Source organism: Leptospira broomii serovar Hurstbridge str. 5399 (assembly GCF_000243715.2).
Lineage (GTDB): Bacteria > Spirochaetota > Leptospiria > Leptospirales > Leptospiraceae > Leptospira_B > Leptospira_B broomii.
In genome coordinates this window covers 509622-530167 of sequence record NZ_AHMO02000008.1, presented here as the reverse complement: position 1 = coordinate 530167, position 20546 = coordinate 509622, and the positions used below count along the sequence as shown (strand labels likewise).

Below are 20546 nucleotides of genomic sequence, written 5' to 3'. Positions count from 1 at the left end.
TCTTCGTAAGGAGTCTTGTTATGAGATTTGCAAAAGAAATGGTCTTTTATTCGGCCTATCACCAGGAAAAGAGGAATATTCTGATACACGTTTTGGGCGTTCCCACGATTACATTTACGTTGTTTCTAGTATTATGTAGGTTTTCGCTACTTTCGATCTGGGGTTTCGATATCACTGCCGCAACCGTATTTGCCGCTGTCGTACTGGCTTATTATTTCAGCCTGGATTTTATTTTCGCACTAGCTTCGGCAGTCGTATTCGGGTCGTTACTCGCGATCGCACAATATTTGACCGCATCTTTGGAATCTTCGACTGCTTGGACCGTATTCGCAGTAGCTCAATTAGTCGGTTGGGGAGCACAGTTTTACGGGCACTTTATTTTCGAAAAGAGTCGTCCGGCCCTCTTCGATAACCTATTTCAGACGGTAGTTTCCGCTCCGATATTCGTTGTGGCAGACGTCTTTTTTGAATTAGGTTTTCGTAAAGATGTTCAGGAAGCGGTCCGCAAAGAGTTGGCAGCTCAAGGAAAGCTTAAGGATTTCCGCACAGCGCATTAAATCTCTCACCTTTCGAAGAGCGAATCCGGAAGTCGTCGCATTGCTTCCGGGTTTTCGTTTAAACGCAGAACGTAACTTTAACCGAACTGTTGGATCCTAAGAACCGGGAGGGCTGCACTCCGAACATTTTTTTGAAGGTTCTGCTTAGATGAGCCTGATCGGCAAACCCTGCGGCATGTGCCGCCTCGGTTAAATTTCCTCCTTCCTTTAATAAATAGGCCGCCTCTTGAAGACGGAGCCAAAGCTGATATTGCCTAACGGGTAGTCCGAGTTGCTCTTTGAATAAGTGCATAAATCTCGTTTCGGAAAAGCCGGATTCCTTAGCGAGCTCCGGAACAGATACGGAACCGGGAAGGGAAGCCTTCATCCTTTTAGTCGCGGAGAGTATTCTCGGATCCAAAGAGACTTTCATCGGTTTTTCCGCTCCTACTGCGGAAAGAATATCTTCGAACAAGGATTTAGCCCGAGAACAATCCAGTTTTCCCTCTAATAATTTTCGACAATCATCTGTGAGATGGTTAAGATCGGAATGGAGTATTTCATGAATACCTGATTTTCCGAAACGGGCTGCGATCGGCGCATAATCGGTGCTATGAGGATCCAATTGAACTACGACGATATCGGATTCCTGTGCAAGAAGAGTATGGTGAAAATTCGGAGCTAGTACGACTGCTTGATACGATTTCCTTTCACCGCTTTCCGTCTGGATGAAAAAAGGTAAGGAAATCGAAATCAAAATAGAAACGGCGTAATGTGAGTGCGCTTCCGCGACTAAGCCGCGATTCGCAAATAAAATTCTCCCTTCAAAGTAGAAAAGAGCTCCCGTTTTGGCATCCGTCATCGAGGCGTTTCCATATTAAGAATTCTTTGAATTCTATCCCAGGTCCGTTCCGGTTCTTCGAAAGGAAAAAAGTGAGTCGTGTCCTTCCAAATCTCGAGAGAGGATTCGGGATGTCCGTTAACGATTCTTTCCGCAGCTTTCGGCGTACAAACTTCGTATTTTTCGGGAATAGTGATATGAGTCGGAATTTTAATTTTTCCGTATTGATAAAGACTTAGGAAATTAACAGAGTTGAATATTTTCGCCTCGACTTCCGGAGGACATCTTAGATATACTTTTCCGTTTTCCTGACGAAAGCAGCTCCTGAGATAATCCTCGAAAATTTCCGAATCCCATTTTGAAAATGCAGGAGTCCTTCTGTAGGCTTTTCGAATCAAATCGATGCTCGCAAATTCCCTTCTTCTTGCTAAGGCGCCTTTCGACAGCGGATTGCCGAGAATCCAAGCATATAGAATGAACGGAAGGTTTAAGATTACCGGATCCATTGCTATAATTTTCCGAAAGCGGGAAGGACTATGGTAGGAAGAAAGAAGAAGACTCGCGCCGCCTAACGAATGACCGATTCCTACGCAATTTTCTAGATTTTCCGTCTCGATTAAAGCGAGAATTTGGTCTCGGAAAAAAAACCAATTCTTCCAATCGAGGCTGGGTTCCGATTCGCCATGGCCGCAAAAATCGAGAGCAAGAACCCGGAATTTTTTCGAGAGCTTTTCGATATAGTAAGAATAGCAACCGGCACTATAACCGTTCGCATGCGCGATCACTATGGGAGGAGCCTTTTTGGTTCCGGCATCCAGATAAGAGAGAGAGAGTCCTCTAAATCGAAAGGATTTTCTATCTATTCGCGATTTGCCCTTGATCTTTCTCATACTTTCCTTTGGATGGACGCTGAAAGTCGGAACCGATCCCCCTCTCGCGTCTATGGAAGATTCTTCAACCTTCTTCTTAGGGCATTCTAGGGAAAGAAAAATTGAACTTGGGAGACAGGCAGAATGAAAGCAACGGTCGTAATCGTCTTCGTTGTGGCTTTATTTTTTAATGCTTTAGCCAATATACTCATTAAAGCGAGTTCCTTGGGAGATAAAACCGATGCGGTCCCCGGAATCGAAGGCCTGATTAAAAGTTTTTTGCACCCGGTATTTTTTACAGGAATAGCCTCTTTTGGAATAGCTCTTCTCGGATATCGTTGGGTTCTTGGGAAAGGACTAAAACTCTCGCTGGCTTATCCGGTGTTCACATCGGCTGGATTCATCGTAGTTTTGCTGGCTTCTTTTTTCTTATTTAAGGAAAGATTAAATTGGTCTCAATGGACCGGAATTTTATTGATTATCGCAGGTGTTTGGTTGACTGCCGGAGAAATGTTCGACTAAAATATATTTACGCAAGAACGTTCCCCGATAAATTGGAAATTAATTTCGATATGCCAAAATTAATTTCCTACCTCTTTCTTTTTTATTTTTGTATTTCTTGTTTCCACACGATTGATCGAAAGGATCCCACGGGAAGTTCCGCAAAGTACGGTGCGTACGGCTTTTATGACGGTGATCCGATTCCGGATAAAATCGCCTACTTAACCTTCGACGACGGACCCTCGGATTGGACGGAGGAAATTTTGGACGTTCTACAAGAGGAAAAAATTAAGGCTTCCTTTTTTATTTGCGGCGATTGGGCCCCAAAGGAAACCAGAATCAAAAACGGATTCAGGAAGCATAAAGATGTTCTGATCCGCACGAGGAAAGAAGGACATTCCGTGGGAAATCATACGATCGATCATCGCAATTTGCTTTCTCTTTCCGATGAAAAAATCGCAAAGCAATTCGACGATAATCAGCGCATGTATGATCGCGAACTTGGAACCGAGTCCGCAAAGATGACGCTTTTACGACCGCCTTTCGGCTCACCTTTCAATCGCCCCGTTTCCGACCAGGCAAAGAAAAGAGTCGGATCCGTTCTCAAAAAAAAGGGGATCGTCGTTATGTGGTCCAAGCATTTTGATTCCTCCGATTCCAAGGAATGGGTTAGAGGGGAATGGTACGAAAAAGGACCGCGCATTAATCTGGATGACGAGAAATTCAAAGCGAAAATGAATCGTATTTACTTTCGATTGGTTCGAGGTGCGGACGGTAAAGGAATCATCGTTTTATTTCACGATACGCATCCGACATCCAAGGAAATTTTAACCTCGGTAATTCGAAAATTAAAATCGGAAGGATACGGATTCGGAACGATAGAAGACTATGTTCGATGGAGATGGAATATGACTAGCGCGGAATTATTGGCTTCCGAACAGGATTCGGAATAGATTTCGCTTTCGAAAATTACTTTCCACTCTCGAAGTTTATTCTAAACAATGCCTCAGTCAAATCACGGAGACCGCTAAAAATGAACAAAGGTCCGCTTTCAGGCGTTAAAGTCGTCGATCTCAGTTTGCTTCTTCCAGGCCCTCTCTGCTCCATGTATTTGGGAGATATGGGCGCCGATATCATCAAAATAGAAAACCCTCGCGCGATGGATGCCACCCGAGTTATGTTTAAGAAATCAAACGGGGCGCCTTCCTTATACTTGATGTTGAATCGAAATAAGAAAGCGATCACTCTCAACTTGAAGCGGGAGAAATCGAAGGAAATTCTATTCAAATTATTGGAAGGCGCTGATATTCTACTCGAAGGATTTCGCCCCGACGGTTTGGCAAAGATGGGACTTGGATACGAGGATTTAAAGGATCGATTTCCTCGGTTGATTTACTGCGGGATTTACGGTTATGGTGATTCTGGAGCCTACCGGGATTTTGCAGGCCATGACCTAAATTATCTCTCCCTATCCGGCGTATTATCTCAGACGGGAAAGGTCCCCCAGGCTCCCGGTTTTCAATTGGCCGATATAGGAGGTGGAACTCTTACAGCGCTCTCTTCGATTCTGGCCGCTTTGTATTACAGAGAGAAAACGGGTCGAGGTCAAAAAATCGCCGTCTCCATGATGGAAGCTTCCTTACAATTTATCTCGCTTTACGGCGGGATTTATTCCGCAACCGGTGAGGATCCGGAAGGAGGAAACGAACTTCTTTCCGGTAAGCTCCCGAATTATAATACGTATAAGACGAAGGAAGGGAGATGGGTCGCTCTCGGCGCCTTGGAAGACATGTTTTTTAAGACGTTTCTTCGACAATCTGGTCTGGATAAACACCTGGAGAAAATTCCGGCAGACGAAGCGCATTTCGGGGACTGGAAAAAAATATTAACCGAATATTTTGCTTCGAATACATTACAAGATTTGCAACCGATTTTCGAGAACCCGGATTCTTGTCTTACTCCGGTTAAAACGTTAGATGAAGTCGCAAAGGATCCAGTGCTTATTGAAAAAGGAATGATTCTGGAGCGTAAACATCCGCTGTACGGAAAGTATGTTCAGTTCGGTTCTCCATTTCCTTTTTCGGAGAGCAAAGTGACTTATCGCTCCGAGCCGCCTGAGCACGGTCAGCATAACGTTGAAATTCTGAAAGAATTGGGTTACTCCGATGCAGATATCGAAGAGTTAAAGAAAGATAAAGTCATCTAATTTAAGAAATCGGAAAGTTTCCGATCTTACGGATAGCCAGCGATCGAGTCGAATAGAAATCGGATACGATCGGAATTCCCCGTTACGCATCAATAACAAAGACAGAAAATCGCCCTCGTAATATCGCAGCCTGCTCCGCTCGGAGCACCTTCCCCATTGATGGCATCATCCAGCCATATCGAAAAAGTTGCATCTGGAAATCCGATTCTCCCCGAAACTGCGGCGGAATTAGAAGTACCGTTTGAGCAACTGTCCACAGCAGCATAACCGCCGGAAACCGTAGAAAAGCTCCACCAACCGGCGCCGCTACTATATTCGGGAATCGCGTTACGGATGGTATTTTGGATAGTCCCGCTCATCAGTGTGACACTATTGGAAGCTAGTATCGTTCCCTGACTTCCTAAAATGATTGCCGACCCAGGAACTGAAGTCAATAGATTCGCGATAGTATCCACGCCGCTAAGCGAAATGAAGGCGACAACGGTAGAGCAATTATTTTTCCAGGGATAGGTGCTTGCACTCATAGAGGCAAAACGAGCATTACAAAGACCGTTCATATTTGCGCGAGAGATTACGTTACCGTCGCTACTGGAAGTCGAATCGAACAGATATGCGGCTGACATCGTTATGGCGGATTGGGATACATAAACGCTTTGGTTTCCGGCTTGGTCGGCGACGATCACGTTAAAGTAATAAGTCGTATTCGCAAATAGTTGGTTTACGTTACTATTGGAAATGTTCGCTTGAGCGGAACCGAACGGGGTTCCGTTGATAAGCGTCGTAGATAAAGTAGTCATATTATTGCTCGTAGAATAATACGCTTGGTAAGTTAGATTTGCGGGAAGAGTAATGTTGTCGGTGCCGATTGTCCACGAAAGATTCACCTGGGCTTTAGTGGACGGAGAATATACACCGGAAGGAGTTGCGGTTATGATTCCTGATCCGCCCGGAACGGGCGGAATTGTATCCAAGACAGGGGAACTCGGAATGGCCGTAGGTTGGCTTGCTCCGGCTCCGGCGCCAAGTAAAGCGCTCAAAAAGAATCCTAAGGCATTGGAATTGTTCGAGTTTTCCGTCGGAAAAACCAACGGCCTGAAGATTGGATTCGTGAAGCAAGCTTCGAATAGAAAGAAGCAAATGAAAATTAGAAAACTTATCGAGGCTAACCGAACTTTAACCGTTCTTTGCAGGGATCCAAAATCTGGCAAAAAGGTTTTCGATTGTTCGTTCATCGTCAGCCTTCCTGTTCCGCCTAGCGCCATCAAGTTGTCATTCAATGGAAGATCGGGAACTTTAAATGACCGGGCCGCTTGCAATTTGGCGTTTCGCTTAAGCTCATTACATTTAGCAAAGAAATCAGTAAAATAGCAAGAAATTAAAGGCACTAAGTTTTTGAAAACTAAAAGATTATTTAAGGAGGATTCGCTTCCTACTACTTTCGAAGGACAGGAATCAATTCATAGTTTGGCGGCTCTTCGCTTATCAGAAAGTTTTTGCTTGTGAATCGAAGCATGGTGGATAGCCTTTTACCGTACAGGGAAACTTCGATATTGAATTTCCCGAAACCAAAATTTAAGAGAAGTGATTCTATATTATGCGAATTGGATCGACTTGGATTATTTTTTTCGCCGCGATGATTTGGCTAACTTCTTGCACCGTAGAAAAGCGAATTAGTTCTAATCCTGAAAAACGGATCGTATTGGCGGCGGAGACTTCCTCTCAATGCAAGGTCCATTCGACTAAATCGCGCTGGGCGTTCCTTGGAGGCTTGGTCCCCGCATGGCAGTCTCCGATATTCTTCGGCTTAATTCCGGCATTAAACTCGCCAATTCCGGAGCCTCCTCTTGGCCAGACGATCCGGGTAACTGAAGCTGCACGTTGGCATGATTATACCGTAACGGTTCTGTTAGGCTGGTTGACCTCCCTTACGAAACGAACGATCATCGTGGAATTTTGCGAAGAGAATTTATTTGCGAACCATTGGAATGATCGAGAGGAAAGCATAGATCAAAAGATACACCGAATGGCTATGACCGGTAAGGTCACGATTCAGCCGAGAAATGGAGAGACATTTCTCGCAAAGGTGATCGGTTTTGACTCGGAAACTATTTTCTTGGAGATTTCCGCACCGGATCCTTCGGGAACCGTTATCGATAAGGCTCATTTTAAAGACGGTTCTATCGTGGAGGGTAGAGCGGTTACGCAGAACGATTTGGAAATAGTCATGGAGTTGAAAGATAATTCTCGTCAGAGCTATTCAAAATCTAGACTCAAAAAATTAGAGTTACGCGTTCCGGTTACCATACTGGAAAAAAAGGCCCTCCCCAAGTCGGATATTTTCAAGATCATGTTCGAGGAAGTCGAGTAAATCGAATATTACCGATACGTCGATGGGTCGGATCCAGCTTGAGTCTATACTTTCCCATCGATAGATTTGTAGAAGGTAAATGATGGAACAGAACGAACGTTCTGTATAAAATCATTGAATCCTAGGCCCCTATACGATAAAAATTTGCGTTTTAGTCGAATTCTGTCCCATTCTAGACGATTTGAGCGGTTGTTCACAAAGGTTTTAGTTGATCTAATCGCCTATCCTCAAAAATTAGGAATAGAAACTCTCTTAAGAAGGGAACCGAATGTACCAGGAACTGACTGAGCAACAGATCGAAATTAGAGATACGATCCGCAATTTCGTAAAAAAAGAGATTACCCACGAAGTAGCGATCCACTGGGACGAAGAGAATAAACACCCCGAAGAACTTATCAACAGAATGAGAACCGAGCTTGGTGTGAACGGTCTTACCATCCCCGAAGAATACGGCGGCTGGGGACTCGGATCCGTAGAACAATGCCTTGTAACCGAAGAACTTTCCCGGGGATGCCTCGGTATTAGCCTTTGTTTCGGTTATACCGGTTTGGGGATACTTCCGATTCTAAAAGGCGCAAGCCACGAACAAAAGAAAAAATGGCTTCAGCCTGTCATCGACGGAGAATACGGAGTATCTTTCTGTCTCTCGGAGCCGGGCGCAGGTTCGGATGTTCCGGGAATGAGCACAACTGCCGTTAAGAAAGGCGATAAATGGGTCATTAACGGAACTAAGCAATGGATTACCGGTGGCGGTAGTGCAGGCGCTTACACGGTATTCGCTTATACCGATAAAGGTCGCGGAACCCGCGGTGTTTCCTGTTTTTATGTGAAACGCGAAACTCCCGGTCTGATAGTAGGTAAGAAAGAAGATAAACTCGGAATTCGCGCATCGGATACCCGCCAAATTATCTTCGAAGATTGCGCTGTAGAAGAAGCTAATATGATCGGAAAAGAAAACCTAGGATTTATTTACGCTCTTCAAACATTGAACGCGTCACGTCCGTACGTCGCTGCAATGGGTGTAGGTGTTGCGCAGGCTGCTTTGGATCACGCATCCAAATATGCGCGCCAACGCGAACAATTTGGATCCAAGATTTCTAGTTTCCAGGCAGTTCAACACATGTTGGCCGATATGTCGATCGGAGTCGAAACCGCTCGCCAAATTTGCTACCTGTCGGCCCGTATGTCTGATGCGGAGGACCCTCGTCTTCCAAAATATTCGGCGATTGCAAAAGCATACTGCTCGGAAACTGCAATGAAGGCTGCAATTGATGCGGTCCAAATCTACGGCGGTTACGGATACACGAAAGAATATCCCGTTGAAAAGCTTATGCGCGACGCTAAAATTCTCTGCATCTTCGAAGGAACCACTCAGATCCAGAAGAACGAGATTGCAGCATATGTGATTCGCGAGGCTGCTTCCGCAAAATAATTCGTAGCAAAATAAAATCTACGAAACGAAGAACGCCGGAGGAAAAATCTTCCGGCGTTTTTTTTATTCGTTTCGTGATTTAGATAGTTTGGATCGGATTCGACTCAGGCTTACGGGGGTGATTCCCAAATACGAAGCGATATGATATTGAGGTACTAGCTCCTCGATTCCCGGATAAGCCTTTTTTAGAGATTCGTATCTTTCCTCGGCGGAAAGGGCCAATAGTTCGTATTCCCGCCTCGCTTTTTTTATAAAGAGTAATTCCGCGGTCCTTCTTCCTAATCTTTCCCAGGCTATGTTCTTTTCATAGAGTTCGGTGTAATCGGAAAATTTAGCCACACCCAACACGCAATCGGATATCGCTCGGATATTACAAGTGGACGGATGGCCGGACAGTAGATCGAAATAGGATCCGGTAAATTCTCCGGGAAAACAGAAACTCTTAATATACTCGTCGCCTTTGTCGGTTACGTAATACTCGCGAAGCTGTCCGGAAAATACGAAGGCAAATTCCGTCGGGATCTTTCCCTGTTTGATAAAAAAATCGCCGTATCCGATCTTTCTTAAAGTATAAAGCCGACCGGCCTCGTTCCAAATTGTCTTGGAAATTCCGGAAAGCCTATTGACCGCCTCGAAGATTCGATCCCATTCGGGAGTATCCTGATTAATTTTATCAGCTTCCATGATAGGATGACTCTTTGCTAAAGGTCATCCTATCTACTTATTTTGTAATCTCAAAAAGTTTCGGATTAATACTTGATGGAATCCAAGAACGGAATCGCCGCCCGTAAAAAAGCGTCCGGATCTTCCGCAAAGGGAACGTGCCCGGTTTTTAAGAAAACGGCTTGGGAATTTTTTATCTCACCGTGCAGGGTTTTGCCTAAGCTCGGTTCTAAAACAGGATCCTCGGCTCCCCAAACGATTAAAGTAGGCTGTTTTATTTCCCGGACTTTTTCCCGGAGGTCATGTCCCGGTGCAAGAAAGCTTCGCCAGATTGCAGCGTTTACTTCTTTTGCACCTTCTTGGGTTCCTTTTTCCCGAATTCTTTCCACGATTTGATTCGTGTATTCATTCCGAATTTTCAGATAATATTTCGGAAATGCGGTCCAGGAAAGTCCGGTAAACCAAAGAGTGCCTTTTAGATTAGTGAAGGTTCTCGTTTTAAAATCGGGAGCATTCATGCCTCCCGTATCCACCAAAATCAAACCCTTTACTAATTTCGGTTTTTCCAAGGCCATTTTTAGGGAGGCAAAACCTCCGACCGAGTTTCCTAGGAAGACTGCTCCGTCGGGGGCCAGCTGAACCGCAACTTCTTGTAGAACTTCGGCAATCGATAATGCGGATGCGGAAGAGGGAGGAGTCGGGTTGGAGGAGATCCCATGTCCCGGCCAATCCAAACAAATTACCCTATACTTCGAAGTAAGCGCGGGAACGATTGCATCGAAATCCCTATGGTCGTGACCGGCAGAATGCAAAAGAAAGACCGTCCTGCCTTTTCCCTTGATCCAATAGGCCACTTTACCGTATTTCGATTCGAAAAAGCCGCTCGGTTTGTCTTCCTTCGAATCTTGAGCATTAGAGTTGGCATTCATTACGGTTTCGTTCACTCCGCAAAAAACGCTAAATAGAGTAAATCCTGTCATAAAAATAATCATCAACCTTTGTTTCATTCATTTATTCTAAAGCAGTTTACCGCTGATAGTCCAACGTTTTCGATCTCCGGAGGTATAAACACGGTTATCCTATGTTAACGATAATTTGGAAGAAGTAAGAAATTAAATTCCGATCGGGTAAATAAGAAAAGTTAGGAAATAGCCCATCGAACTAATTTAGCGATAGGGGAAATCCATTTAGGAAGTAAAGATTTAGGCGAATTCGGAAACAATAAAAACGATTCGATCGGAATCAGAGAACCTTGCTTCAGTAGCTTTTCCTTATCCTTAAAGACGCCCAGTTTGTCAGGATTCAACACGCTATAGATCCGCCATATTCCGTCCGATTCAATGAGAAAGTTTTGTAGAAAGACCGGTTTGCCGTTGACATAGCCGACTATCGTCTCTGCCCCGTTTACGAAAGAGAAATAGAAGTGCAGATTTTTACGTAACCGATTGCTGCGAACTCGATTTAAGAAGGATGCGACCCGCGCCCGCCCTATGATCGGTATTCGAGCCGCATTGACTTTTCCACCTCCGTCCGACCACATTACGATTTCTTCCTTTAAGAATGGAATGAGTTGATTCGGGTCGTTTTTGGAAGAAGCTAATAGAAAATTCCTCAAATGCAGTCTTCTAGTTTCCTGATCGGTCGAGAAACGTTTGCGATCCGACTTTAGGGCTTCCTTAGCTCTCTTGAAAATCTGACGGCAATTTTCGGGGGTTTTGCCTACGGCCTCGGCGATAATCGAATAATCTAAATCGAACGATTCCCGCAATAAAAATGTTGCGCGCTCTATCGGATTCAGTTTTTCTAATATATGTAGAAACGCCAAATCCAACGTTTCCTCATCCATCTGAATTTCTTGATCCAACGGAGTAGGGGATAAAGGCTCCGGCAGCCACGGGCCTATGTATGTTTCTCTTTTTCGTTTGGACTTACGAAGGCTATCTAAAGATAGCCTAGTCGCGATGGTGGAAAGAAAAGCTTTCGGAGATTTTACGTTCGTTTTACTGGATTTTTCCCAACGAAGAAACGTTTCCTGGACTATGTCTTCGGCTTCGACAACGCTTCCCGTCATTCGATATGCGATGCCGAAGACCAGTTTTTTGTTTTCGAGAAATTGTCCCAGTCGATCCATTTAACTTTCCGTAGCCGTCTTCATTTTGCCGGTGTCTAGGGTTTCGATTTTCTTTGCCGTTGGCCAAGCATAAAAGTCGAAGTATTTCTCAGCTTTTAAGGATAGAATCGTGAATCTGCAAATCAATTCTTTGATTATTGCGCCGATTCTTCCCGTCCGAATTTTTTTGCTTGGGGAGTCGTCCCGATTTAAGGTCTGGATCAATCCTGCTCTTCTGCCTAGACTCACACAGCGGATCACATATCCCATTGAAAAGGGATTTTGACCGATCTCGCTCGGATTTCCAGTCAAATAGGAAATCCTTTCCGCTAAGTAGATTCCCATCGGCAAGGCGGTCGCACAAGACATTCTTAATGGAGAATATTCTTCTTCCATTATTTTGATACCGTCACCCGCTCCCAATATCGAAGGATAATTTCCGCATTGAAGCGTACTATCGACTATGACCTGATCGACGGAATTTACCTTGAGTCCCGAATTTTTGCCTAGGTCGGAAGCGATTAATCCCGCTGAAAGTAGGCAATAATCGTGGGGAATTTTATCCCCGTCTTCGGTCAAAATCGAATCCGCCGAAATATTTGAGGCTCGTTTGTTTTGCAAAACGGTCACTCCGAGCCGCTTTAAGACTTGGAGCATGTATTCGATCGCTTCCGAATTGAAATTTTTACCGATCGCTCCCGAATCCAATAGAGTAATTTTTGAATTCGGAAACCGTTCCGCCAGTTCGGTTGCGGTTTCGATTCCGGTTAATCCTCCTCCTAAGACCGTGATCTTTCGGCGGGAAGATTGCATAAGAGCAGAGTTAATTTTTAGACAATCGTTTGAGTTTGCGACCGATAAAATCGTCTCGGGCATCCCTTTGATTTGTGCAGGCTTCATTCCGACAGTGTATCCGAGAAAATCATAAGAGAGTTCCTCTTTATCTTGAAAACGGATTTGCTTTTCCGAGGGCAATATGCGATCTACGATACCGACTTTAAGTTCCACTTTTTTATGAAGAAGATTTCGAATCTGATAGGACTTGGATTTTGTTCCTGCAATTACTTGATGATTTCTTATTTTTTCTATAAAGAAATCATTTGCAGTAGCAAGAATGATTCGTAACGAAGAATTTTTTCTCGCTAAACGATTTGCCGCTATGATACCTGCATATCCACCGCCGACGATAACGACTGTTTTCTTTTCCATTATAAAGCTCCTTATAAGGAAGGACGACGTTTCATTCATTTTGTGACAAAGAGGAGTCGCTTAATAAGATTTTCCCTTTAAGTAATGATGTTAGAATTATTCTAAATAGGAGATTGACATTCGCCGAATTTTCCGAAAGCTGGATATAGGGGGCCCGACATGAATCGATTTTTAATAATTTTCTCCCTTTTACTTGCGACGCTTTTTATCGGGTCCTGCAAAGAGCGTAAGCCGATTTCCGAACTAGAAGCATTCGTGGTAAAAAACGTAATTCATCCCAGTAATAATCCTTATAATAAAGATAAGGTCGAGTTGGGCAAAATGCTTTATTTCGATAAGAGATTGTCTTTAAAGCAAGATTATAGTTGTGCAACATTTCGAAACTTCGAATTTCAAACAAGCGGTGCCCCGAGAAATAAGATTCATAATAATATCGGTAAAACTCTGACTAACGTAGCCTTATACAAGGACGTGTTCAAAGACCCGGAGACAAGGGATTTGGAAAACGTGGTCAAGGAAAGGGTTTACTTCGATATAATGTCGAAAAACGAAAAGACGATCCTACAAAGGCTTTCTGCCGTTCCAGAATATAAAGAGATGTTTAATAAGGCTTTTGGAAGTTCCGAGATTACGGTCGATAAGATCGTTTTTGCACTCTCCGCGTTTCAGCGGACTATCCTGAGTAGAAATTCAAATTTTGATCGATTTGTAATGGGGGAGGAAGCCGCATTGACTCCCGCACAAAAACGAGGATGGGACGTTTTTCAAAATAAAGCAAAATGCGTGCAGTGTCACCAAGGTCCGAACTTTTCGGATTCGGAAATGCATACGACGGGGTTGCCCGGTGTTAAGGATAAAGTTCGTACTCCCTCGTTGCGAGACGTGACTCGTAGAAAGACATTTATGCATAACGGTCAATTCGATTCTATCGAGGAAACCGTGAATCATTTTGCGGACGGTGGACACGCAAATGCTTTATTCGATCCACTCTTAAAACCCTCTCGTCTTTCGGAAGAAGAAAAAAGGGATCTCATAGAATTTCTAAGATCCTTGGAAGGGGAACCGATTCCTCTCGAGATTCCGAATATTCCTAAAGCTTAATATATAAAAACGTTTTGTAAGAAGATTTTCCGAAGGCAAGAGCGTTGTTTCGGATTTTACTTGGTTTTGTCGTTTTCTAGGTCGAGTTTGGAAAGTTCGTCGATTAACTTGGCTACATCCACGCCGAATTTTTCGAAAACGTAATTTTTGGCTAAATCGTAGCGAATGAGATCCACGTTGAAATTAATCTTTGCCTGGGCCACTAAAAGCTCGGATTGAATCAGGTTATCCAACGCTAATTTTACCACTACCGCAGTAAATCGTCCTTGGCTATAGCGTTGTTGAACGCCCTTATAATATTTTTCGGCTTCGTCTCTTCGCCGAGTCGCCGAGTCCAATAATTCCCGGCCGGCCATGATCGAAGCGTATCGATTATCCAGATCCTCTCGAATTTGCTTCTTTAATTCCTCTTCCTGTTTTACAAGTATCTCGATTTGGGCTTTCGCATCTCGAATATCCGTTTTAACCCCCACATCGAATAGAGGATAGGAAAGAGTGAATCCTGCGTTCATTTCAGGGTATTTAAAGGACATGATTCCGGTTTCAGGGTTTACGAAGTTCGTCTGCGGATTTAAAAAAGTTTGCCCTTTCGTGGAATAACTTCCGCTAATTTTCAAGGAAGGCATATCCTCCGCTTCTTTGATCCGAAGCTGAATGTCCGCAACTTCCTTCTGTCTTCTTAAATTCTTAAGATCGATCCGGTTTTTAAGTGCGTACTGATAATCTTTTTCCGGATCCATATTATCGGGAATTTGTTCATGCAAATCCGTAATTCCCGCAATTTTAGAAGAAGGGTCGGCATTGAGGACACGAACTAGGTTCCTTTCGGCATCGTTTCTCGCTAGTCTGGCACTCTCTAAGCTATTTTGGGTCTGGGATAGCGCAGAATTCCATTGGTTTAACTCAAATGATTCGGAAAGTCCCAAACCCGCTTTCCGGGCAGTAATATCGCGAATGGTTCTCGTATTTTTCTCTAGTCTCTCGAATGTAGACACTTGGGAATCGTAAACGCTTAAGCTCCAATAATCGACTAGAGTTTTAACCACAAGCTGAGCCAAAGTGTCAATGAGACTGTCTCGTTGGATGATGACATTTTGTTTTAAAACCTTTTGACGATCTTTCTCGGTTCTTCCGAAACTATATTTTAAAAGTTCCTGGCTGAGGGTTGCAGTCAGTGCGCTCGTATATTGGGGAGGCGCTGCGAGTAAAGGACCCAAGGCTCCTAACGGAGCCGCCGAAGCTGGAGATTCCAAGGCGTTAGTATCGAAGCGAGTATTGCTGACTTCGAGAGTAAAATATGTTTGGGTCTCGAATTGCTTTTGAATCCCGATCGCCATTCTATCGTTCGAGATTTTCGTTCCAGAAATAATGTTGTTTCGGTTGGAAGGCAATCCGGTTTTAGTTGTAGCGAAAGAACCTACAAGTGTCCAAGCAAACTGAGACTGATTTTTTAAGTCCGCGGAGTCCGCTTTAATATATTCCATTTTAGCGTTTTTAACGGTAATATTATTTGCAAGGACGTAATTGACCGCGTCTTTTAACGATAAATGGAATACGGGTTTATTCTCAACAAGTGATTCCGATTGTTGTGCAAAAATAGAACTAGGCAAAGTCAGTGCTCCAGCCAAAAATAGCCGGAGATAGATTTTCCTTAAAAAAGGAACGACTAAGGGCCTTTGCATAAGTTCGGTAATCTTCCTACGGAGCATGGTTTTAGGCTCGGAAGAATTTGCCAAATCGAAAACATTGAGAGAAAAGTCTAATACAGCGGAAATAAATGGACACAACTCCAAAGAAACAAAACCGACTCGCGTCCGAAAAGAGTCCGTATCTACTTCAGCATGCAATGAACCCGGTCGACTGGTTTCCTTGGGGGAAGGACGCTTTTCTTAAAGCAAAAGAGGAAGATAAAATGATTTTCCTCTCGATAGGATACGCAACGTGTCATTGGTGTCACGTAATGGAGAAGGAATCGTTTGAAGACGAGGCCACCGCGGCGGTCTTAAATCAATATTTCGTTTCCATTAAGGTCGATCGAGAAGAAAGACCGGACGTGGACCGCATTTACATGGATGCTTTGCATGCGATGAATCAGCAAGGCGGCTGGCCCTTGAATATGTTTTTGACTTCGGAAGGGAAGCCGATTACCGGAGGGACTTATTTCCCGCCGGTCGCTAAATACGGTCGCAAAAGCTTCGTGGAAGTTTTGAATATTTTAGCAAATCTTTGGAAAGAGAAAAAAGGAGAGCTAATAGATGCTTCAGAAGAGCTTACCCAATATCTAAAAGAATCCGAAGAATCTAAAGCGTTAAACGAACAAAGCGCCTTTCAGTTGCCTTCCAAAAAGGTTTTTGAAAACGCATTCGGAATGTATGATCGATTTTATGATCCCGAATTCGCAGGCTTCAAATCGAATGTTACGAATAAATTTCCTCCTAGCATGGGGCTATTTTTTCTATTACGATTTTATAAATCCACTGGAGAACCTAAGGCTTTAGAAATGGTGGAAGAAACTCTTGTCGCAATGAGGAAAGGCGGAATTTACGATCAAATCGGGGGCGGAATTAGTAGATATTCCACCGATCATAAATGGCTGGTTCCGCACTTCGAGAAAATGCTCTACGATAATTCCTTATTTTTGGAAGCGTTGGTCGAATGTTTTCAAACTACAGGCCACGTAAAATATAAGGAAGCGGCTTACGACGTACTGGAATATCTTTCCCGAGATATGAGATTGCAGGGCGGCGGAATTGCCAGCGCCGAAGATGCGGATTCGGAAGGCGAAGAGGGTTTGTTTTATCTCTGGAAAAGAAATGAATTTCACGAGGTATGCGGTTCCGATGCGATTCTCTTAGAGGAATTTTGGAACGTTACGGAGATCGGAAATTTCGAAGGAAGTAATATTTTACACGAGAGCTTTCGGACGAATTTTGCAAGATTGCACGGATTAGAACAGGAAGAACTGATCGAAATCGTAGATCGAAATCGGAAAAAATTGTTAGCACGCAGATCGGATCGAATTCGGCCGTTACGCGACGATAAGGTTTTACTTTCTTGGAATTGTTTATACGTAAAGGCTGCGACGAAAGCCGCAATGGCATTCGGCGACGGGGAATTATTACGGCTGGCCGAAGAGACGTTTCGATTTATTGAAAATAATTTAGTTCGGGAAGACGGACGATTATTGAGACGATTTAGGGACGGGGAGGCTAGGTTTCTCGCTTACAGCGGAGATTATGCCGAATTTATTTTAGCGTCTCTTTGGTTATTCCAGGCGGGAAAAGGAATTCGCTATTTGACTCTCGCTATTCGATATGCCGAAGACGCAGTGAGATTATTTCGCTCTCCTGCCGGAGTATTTTTCGATACCGGCTCGGACGCGGACGATCTGTTACGAAGAAATGTGGACGGTTACGACGGAGTGGAACCTTCGGCAAATAGTTCGTTTGCCTTCGCGTTTACGATTCTCTCTAGATTGGGAGTCGAATCGGATAAATACTCCGATTTTGCGGATGCTATATTCTCTTATTTTAAAGTGGAATTGGAAACGCATCCGATGAATTATCCCTATATGCTTTCCGCGTATTGGCTTAAAAATTCCGCCTCAAAAGAATTGGCGGTCGTGTACTCGACCCAGGAGGATTTATTTCCCGTATGGCAAGGAATCGGAGCTATGTTTTTACCCGAAACGGTATTCGCTTGGGCTACCGATAAGGAAGCGGAAGAAGTCGGAGAAAAAATCCTTTTATTAAGAAATCGTGTTTCCGGCGGAAGCGTAAAGGCGTACTACTGCCAAGGATTCCAATGCGATTTGCCTGTGTCGGACTGGATTTCTCTGCGGGAAAAATTGAATTAGATCTTGCGAGTCCGAAAAATCGGATCGGATCGAAGAAATTTCTATTCTAATTCGATCCGTTCGGCGTCTCGCCAGAGTCGATCCAAGTTATAGAATTCCCTTTTTTCCGGAGTCATAATATGGACGATAAATTCACCGTAGTCGATGAGCGTCCAGCCGGAGGAAGATGAGGCTCCGGTTTTGTCGGTTTCTTTGTGAGGAAGTTTAAAACTTTTTAATGCTTTTTTAATTTCTCTCGCTACTGCATTGGCTTGAACGGAGGAGTTTACCGTGCAAATCAAAAAATAACTTAAATACGAATTAACGGATTCTAAATTTAGTACCGCGATCTCTTCGCATTTTTTGTCTTTCATTATTTTATAAACGGTTTTGAGGATCTCTAAAGTTTCTTTTGGGGCGTTTTTTGAAGCGGGGGTCATATATTATTTCTTTGGCTCTATGTCGGAGCCTAACAGGACTGTGGCGTCAAGACCGAGATCTTTACGTAAAACGTGATATACTTTGGCTTTTTCAAGGACAGTCGAAATCTTGTCCGATACCGCAGTGTTTCCGGAGCGATCTAAGATGACGGTTTTTTCTACGTCCTTACTCCATGCGTTGTCCGCCGCAAGCACCTTGATTCTCTTATCCGCTAAGATTCCACGAACATCTTTCGCGAGTCCGGCGACGTCAGTTCCGTTCAGGACCTCAGTTCTGGCGAATTCTCCGTCGGTAAAAATTTCGGAAGAAACGTCTTTCTGAAATTTCCGGAACGCCGCCGTACATCTTCCTAGGTCGGCTTTCAAATACAGCCGTTTCGATTTCGGATCCAGAGACGGTTCTCCGGGAAGTTCCGTAACGCCGAAGGAAATTCTATGGGATATTAGAAATTTTAAAAGAGAATAGAAGTCGTCCTTGGAAAAGTCGGTATCCAGAAGCGAATACGCGTATTCCGACCAGCCTGCGTTTAGGAATTCCCGATTTTCATAAAGAGTTTCGTAAAGGGTAAGAACCGCACTCTCTTGACGACTAATCCTATCTAAATAATCCAGAGTCTCCTTTTTCTTCATAAAAGAAACGTAATCATACGAATCTTCCCCGGAATAAGTGTATACCCCGGGTGTTCTTATATAAGTGGGCGAACTTTCCGCCGTCCGATTATCGGTGTAAATCGACAATCCTCCGAGCATATCTACGAGACGAATGAATGCGGAAGCTTTTACGGTAATTTTATACTGAGGTTTGGATCCTAAAATTTCCTCTACGGCATTCGCCACGGCCGAAGGCGCTTTTGATTTTAATTGTTCCAAACTATCTTCCGGATCGTCGAAGGTAGTAATGGGGTGAATGAAAAAAAGAGCCGTTCTTTCTTGAGAGGGAAATAACGTCGCCAACACGCCGAATTCGTAAGTATCATCTTCGCCGACCGCATGGACTAAAATATGAATCGGTTTACCCGAACTTATTTTTTCATCCAGCCCGGTTCTGCGTATATTTTTGAATATAAAGAATAGAACGACGATAGAAAGAATACCGACACCAATCCAAATAGGAAGAAAAAAAAGCGGTTTCGACGATTTAGACGGACCCAAACACTCAGCCTCGGTTCCATTTCGATCTTAAAAACTCGGATGTCAATTGGTTAATTTTCTTAAAGCGGCGTGATACATGCCGATCGTTCGAGGATGAATCTCTCGCCTGTTTTCCAGCAGATCGGAAATCGTGTGAAAGGCTTTGTTTAAAACTCCTGTGTAAAGGTTCTTCCGGGCTTCTTCGCGCCAATCTGCATATTCTTTCTGGCGTTCCGCAAACTCGGATCCCAAAAAGTCGGCAGCGTAAAGGATGCATTCCAGAACGCTTAGAGCTTCCCCGCCTAATGTATGATGTTTTACGGCGCCTAAAACGGATTCGTTTAATAAGCCGTACTTTCTTTTCAGATAATGATAGGCGGAGCGGGAGTGCCATGCAGCCTCGGGTAAACCGGCCGATTCGAGATCGTTCGCTTCCTTAAAAATCGAAAGATGAAATTCCTTGGTTTTCTGCTTGGTGATATCATGCACGACTCCGGCTAAGAACGCCTGGGCAGTTTGATCGGGCGCATGATAGCTTGCCAGCTCTTTGGCAATCTCGGCCACGCGCAAGCTATGTTCCCAACGAGTAACGGTAATTTCTTCCGGAACGATTCTCGTGAAATATTTGATCTGCTCATTGGTCGTTTCCGGAATCATTCATCCCTCCGAATATGCTTTCAATTCTAGTATTTTATCCCACACTGCTTGACTGAGCGCAATCGGTTTCCGGTTTTTTGCAACTGCGGCCGGAAGTACATTTCGTAAATCGGTTGAGGCAGCCGGGATAATGGGATTATTTAGGAAAAGAATTTTCTCTTCGAAAGAATTCAGATGAGGATTTTTAGGGATATATTCGGATACTCTGCGAAATACCAAGAGGGAACGAATCAGGCCCAAAATATTCTCCCAATTTCTCCATTTTTGAAACTCGCAATAATTATCCTCGCCGACGAGTAGTAGAAAGTTTCGCTCCGGGTACAATTCTTTCAATTCAAGAAGAGTCTCGTAAGTATAGCTAGTGCCTTTTTTTCTCAATTCGATATCTAAGATTTTCGTTTTAGGTATTTTTGAAAATTGAGCATCTAGCATTTGTAATATATTTTCGCTAGATGCATGCTTTCCGTTTTTTAAAGGCGATACGCAGTTAGGGATAACCAGCAATTCTTCCGCTTGAGGAATCGTATTCCAGAAAGAGGTGACGATTCCCGAATGTCCGATATGGGGAGGATCGAAACTTCCTCCGAAAATTCCGGTGAGACGAGGTTCGGAGAGTCGGAAAGTCATATTCCAAGGCGAACGAGGGA

The 20546-nt window shown here is 43.9% G+C and carries 21 protein-coding genes; 9 read left to right on the top strand and 12 right to left on the bottom strand.

Going from position 1 to position 20546, the window contains the following annotated elements; all coding sequences use genetic code 11:
• Positions 1 to 20: 20 nt before the first annotated feature.
• Positions 21 to 557: an Mpo1 family 2-hydroxy fatty acid dioxygenase gene (locus LEP1GSC050_RS07800; protein WP_010570678.1), complete on the top strand. Its 537-nt coding sequence runs from the start codon at positions 21 to 23 to the stop codon at positions 555 to 557.
• A gap of 58 nt (positions 558 to 615) precedes the next feature.
• On the opposite strand, the gene LEP1GSC050_RS07795 is transcribed toward LEP1GSC050_RS07800, so the two are convergent.
• Both LEP1GSC050_RS07795 and LEP1GSC050_RS07790 read right to left on the bottom strand, forming a co-directional pair.
• Positions 616 to 1398 (bottom strand): helix-turn-helix domain-containing protein, encoded by a 783-nt coding sequence (locus LEP1GSC050_RS07795; RefSeq protein WP_010570677.1) that lies wholly within the window; start codon positions 1396 to 1398, stop codon positions 616 to 618.
• Positions 1395 to 2240 (bottom strand): alpha/beta fold hydrolase, encoded by an 846-nt coding sequence (locus LEP1GSC050_RS07790; RefSeq protein ID WP_040911529.1) that lies wholly within the window; start codon positions 2238 to 2240, stop codon positions 1395 to 1397. The genes LEP1GSC050_RS07795 and LEP1GSC050_RS07790 overlap by 4 nt, the downstream gene beginning before the upstream one ends.
• Positions 2241 to 2390: 150 nt before the next feature.
• Here LEP1GSC050_RS07790 and LEP1GSC050_RS07785 point away from each other — a divergent pair, with 150 nt between their 5' ends.
• From LEP1GSC050_RS07785 to LEP1GSC050_RS07775, 3 genes are all read left to right on the top strand, one after another.
• Positions 2391 to 2768, top strand: coding sequence for an SMR family transporter (locus tag LEP1GSC050_RS07785; protein ID WP_010414115.1), 378 nt, complete (start codon positions 2391 to 2393; stop codon positions 2766 to 2768).
• A gap of 50 nt (positions 2769 to 2818) precedes the next feature.
• The gene (locus LEP1GSC050_RS07780) at positions 2819 to 3700 is read left to right on the top strand and encodes a polysaccharide deacetylase family protein (RefSeq protein ID WP_020987590.1); all 882 of its coding nucleotides are present in this window, start codon (positions 2819 to 2821) and stop codon (positions 3698 to 3700) included.
• 80 nt (positions 3701 to 3780) lie between these two features.
• Positions 3781 to 4953: a CaiB/BaiF CoA transferase family protein gene (locus tag LEP1GSC050_RS07775; RefSeq protein ID WP_010570674.1), complete on the top strand. Its 1173-nt coding sequence runs from the start codon at positions 3781 to 3783 to the stop codon at positions 4951 to 4953.
• An 89-nt stretch (positions 4954 to 5042) separates the two neighbouring features.
• On the opposite strand, the gene LEP1GSC050_RS07770 is transcribed toward LEP1GSC050_RS07775, so the two are convergent.
• On the bottom strand, positions 5043 to 5750 hold the full coding sequence (locus tag LEP1GSC050_RS07770) for a hypothetical protein (protein ID WP_010570673.1): 708 nt from the start codon (positions 5748 to 5750) through the stop codon (positions 5043 to 5045).
• 52 nt (positions 5751 to 5802) lie between these two features.
• Between LEP1GSC050_RS07770 and LEP1GSC050_RS21115 the strand changes: the two genes are divergently transcribed.
• From LEP1GSC050_RS21115 to LEP1GSC050_RS07760, 3 genes are all read left to right on the top strand, one after another.
• The gene (locus tag LEP1GSC050_RS21115; RefSeq protein ID WP_010570672.1) at positions 5803 to 6321 is read left to right on the top strand and encodes a hypothetical protein; all 519 of its coding nucleotides are present in this window, start codon (positions 5803 to 5805) and stop codon (positions 6319 to 6321) included.
• A 226-nt stretch (positions 6322 to 6547) separates the two neighbouring features.
• A complete protein-coding gene (locus LEP1GSC050_RS07765) occupies positions 6548 to 7321 on the top strand; it encodes an LIC_13076 family protein (RefSeq protein ID WP_010570671.1) in 774 nt (257 codons plus the stop codon).
• Between the two features lie 268 nt (positions 7322 to 7589).
• Positions 7590 to 8753, top strand: a complete 1164-nt coding sequence (locus LEP1GSC050_RS07760; protein WP_010414100.1) for an acyl-CoA dehydrogenase family protein — start codon at positions 7590 to 7592, stop codon at positions 8751 to 8753.
• A gap of 63 nt (positions 8754 to 8816) precedes the next feature.
• Here the strand turns inward: LEP1GSC050_RS07760 and LEP1GSC050_RS07755 are convergent, their stop codons facing one another.
• The 4 genes from LEP1GSC050_RS07755 to LEP1GSC050_RS07740 form a co-directional block, all read right to left on the bottom strand.
• Positions 8817 to 9437: a Crp/Fnr family transcriptional regulator gene (locus LEP1GSC050_RS07755; RefSeq protein WP_010570670.1), complete on the bottom strand. Its 621-nt coding sequence runs from the start codon at positions 9435 to 9437 to the stop codon at positions 8817 to 8819.
• Positions 9438 to 9502: 65 nt separating this feature from the next.
• On the bottom strand, positions 9503 to 10423 hold the full coding sequence (locus LEP1GSC050_RS07750; RefSeq protein ID WP_010570669.1) for an alpha/beta fold hydrolase: 921 nt from the start codon (positions 10421 to 10423) through the stop codon (positions 9503 to 9505).
• A 134-nt stretch (positions 10424 to 10557) separates the two neighbouring features.
• Positions 10558 to 11547, bottom strand: coding sequence for a sigma-70 family RNA polymerase sigma factor (locus LEP1GSC050_RS07745; protein ID WP_010570668.1), 990 nt, complete (start codon positions 11545 to 11547; stop codon positions 10558 to 10560).
• Positions 11548 to 12735 (bottom strand): NAD(P)/FAD-dependent oxidoreductase, encoded by a 1188-nt coding sequence (locus LEP1GSC050_RS07740; protein ID WP_010570667.1) that lies wholly within the window; start codon positions 12733 to 12735, stop codon positions 11548 to 11550. It abuts the gene before it with no gap.
• A 159-nt stretch (positions 12736 to 12894) separates the two neighbouring features.
• Here LEP1GSC050_RS07740 and LEP1GSC050_RS07735 point away from each other — a divergent pair, with 159 nt between their 5' ends.
• Entirely contained in the window at positions 12895 to 13836 is a 942-nt protein-coding gene (locus tag LEP1GSC050_RS07735; RefSeq protein ID WP_010570666.1) for a cytochrome-c peroxidase, read from the top strand.
• Between the two features lie 56 nt (positions 13837 to 13892).
• Here LEP1GSC050_RS07735 and LEP1GSC050_RS07730 read toward each other — a convergent pair whose 3' ends face one another.
• Positions 13893 to 15518 carry a TolC family protein gene (locus LEP1GSC050_RS07730; RefSeq protein WP_040911524.1) on the bottom strand — a complete coding sequence of 542 codons (1626 nt, stop codon included), beginning with the start codon at positions 15516 to 15518 and terminating at the stop codon, positions 13893 to 13895.
• A gap of 95 nt (positions 15519 to 15613) precedes the next feature.
• Between LEP1GSC050_RS07730 and LEP1GSC050_RS07725 the strand changes: the two genes are divergently transcribed.
• Positions 15614 to 17692, top strand: a complete 2079-nt coding sequence (locus tag LEP1GSC050_RS07725) for a thioredoxin domain-containing protein (RefSeq protein WP_020987258.1) — start codon at positions 15614 to 15616, stop codon at positions 17690 to 17692.
• A 41-nt stretch (positions 17693 to 17733) separates the two neighbouring features.
• Here the strand turns inward: LEP1GSC050_RS07725 and rsfS are convergent, their stop codons facing one another.
• Genes rsfS through nadD form a run of 4 tightly spaced genes read right to left on the bottom strand, consistent with a single transcriptional unit; the run spans position 17734 to position 20526 of the window.
• Positions 17734 to 18111: a ribosome silencing factor gene (gene rsfS / locus LEP1GSC050_RS07720; protein WP_010414085.1), complete on the bottom strand. Its 378-nt coding sequence runs from the start codon at positions 18109 to 18111 to the stop codon at positions 17734 to 17736.
• Positions 18112 to 18114: 3 nt separating this feature from the next.
• Entirely contained in the window at positions 18115 to 19263 is a 1149-nt protein-coding gene (locus tag LEP1GSC050_RS07715) for an LCP family protein (protein WP_010570663.1), read from the bottom strand.
• A gap of 42 nt (positions 19264 to 19305) precedes the next feature.
• On the bottom strand, positions 19306 to 19899 hold the full coding sequence (gene yqeK / locus LEP1GSC050_RS07710; RefSeq protein WP_010570662.1) for a bis(5'-nucleosyl)-tetraphosphatase (symmetrical) YqeK: 594 nt from the start codon (positions 19897 to 19899) through the stop codon (positions 19306 to 19308).
• The gene (gene nadD, locus LEP1GSC050_RS07705) at positions 19900 to 20526 is read right to left on the bottom strand and encodes a nicotinate (nicotinamide) nucleotide adenylyltransferase (protein WP_010570661.1); all 627 of its coding nucleotides are present in this window, start codon (positions 20524 to 20526) and stop codon (positions 19900 to 19902) included.
• Between the last annotated feature and the right edge of the window lie 20 nt (positions 20527 to 20546).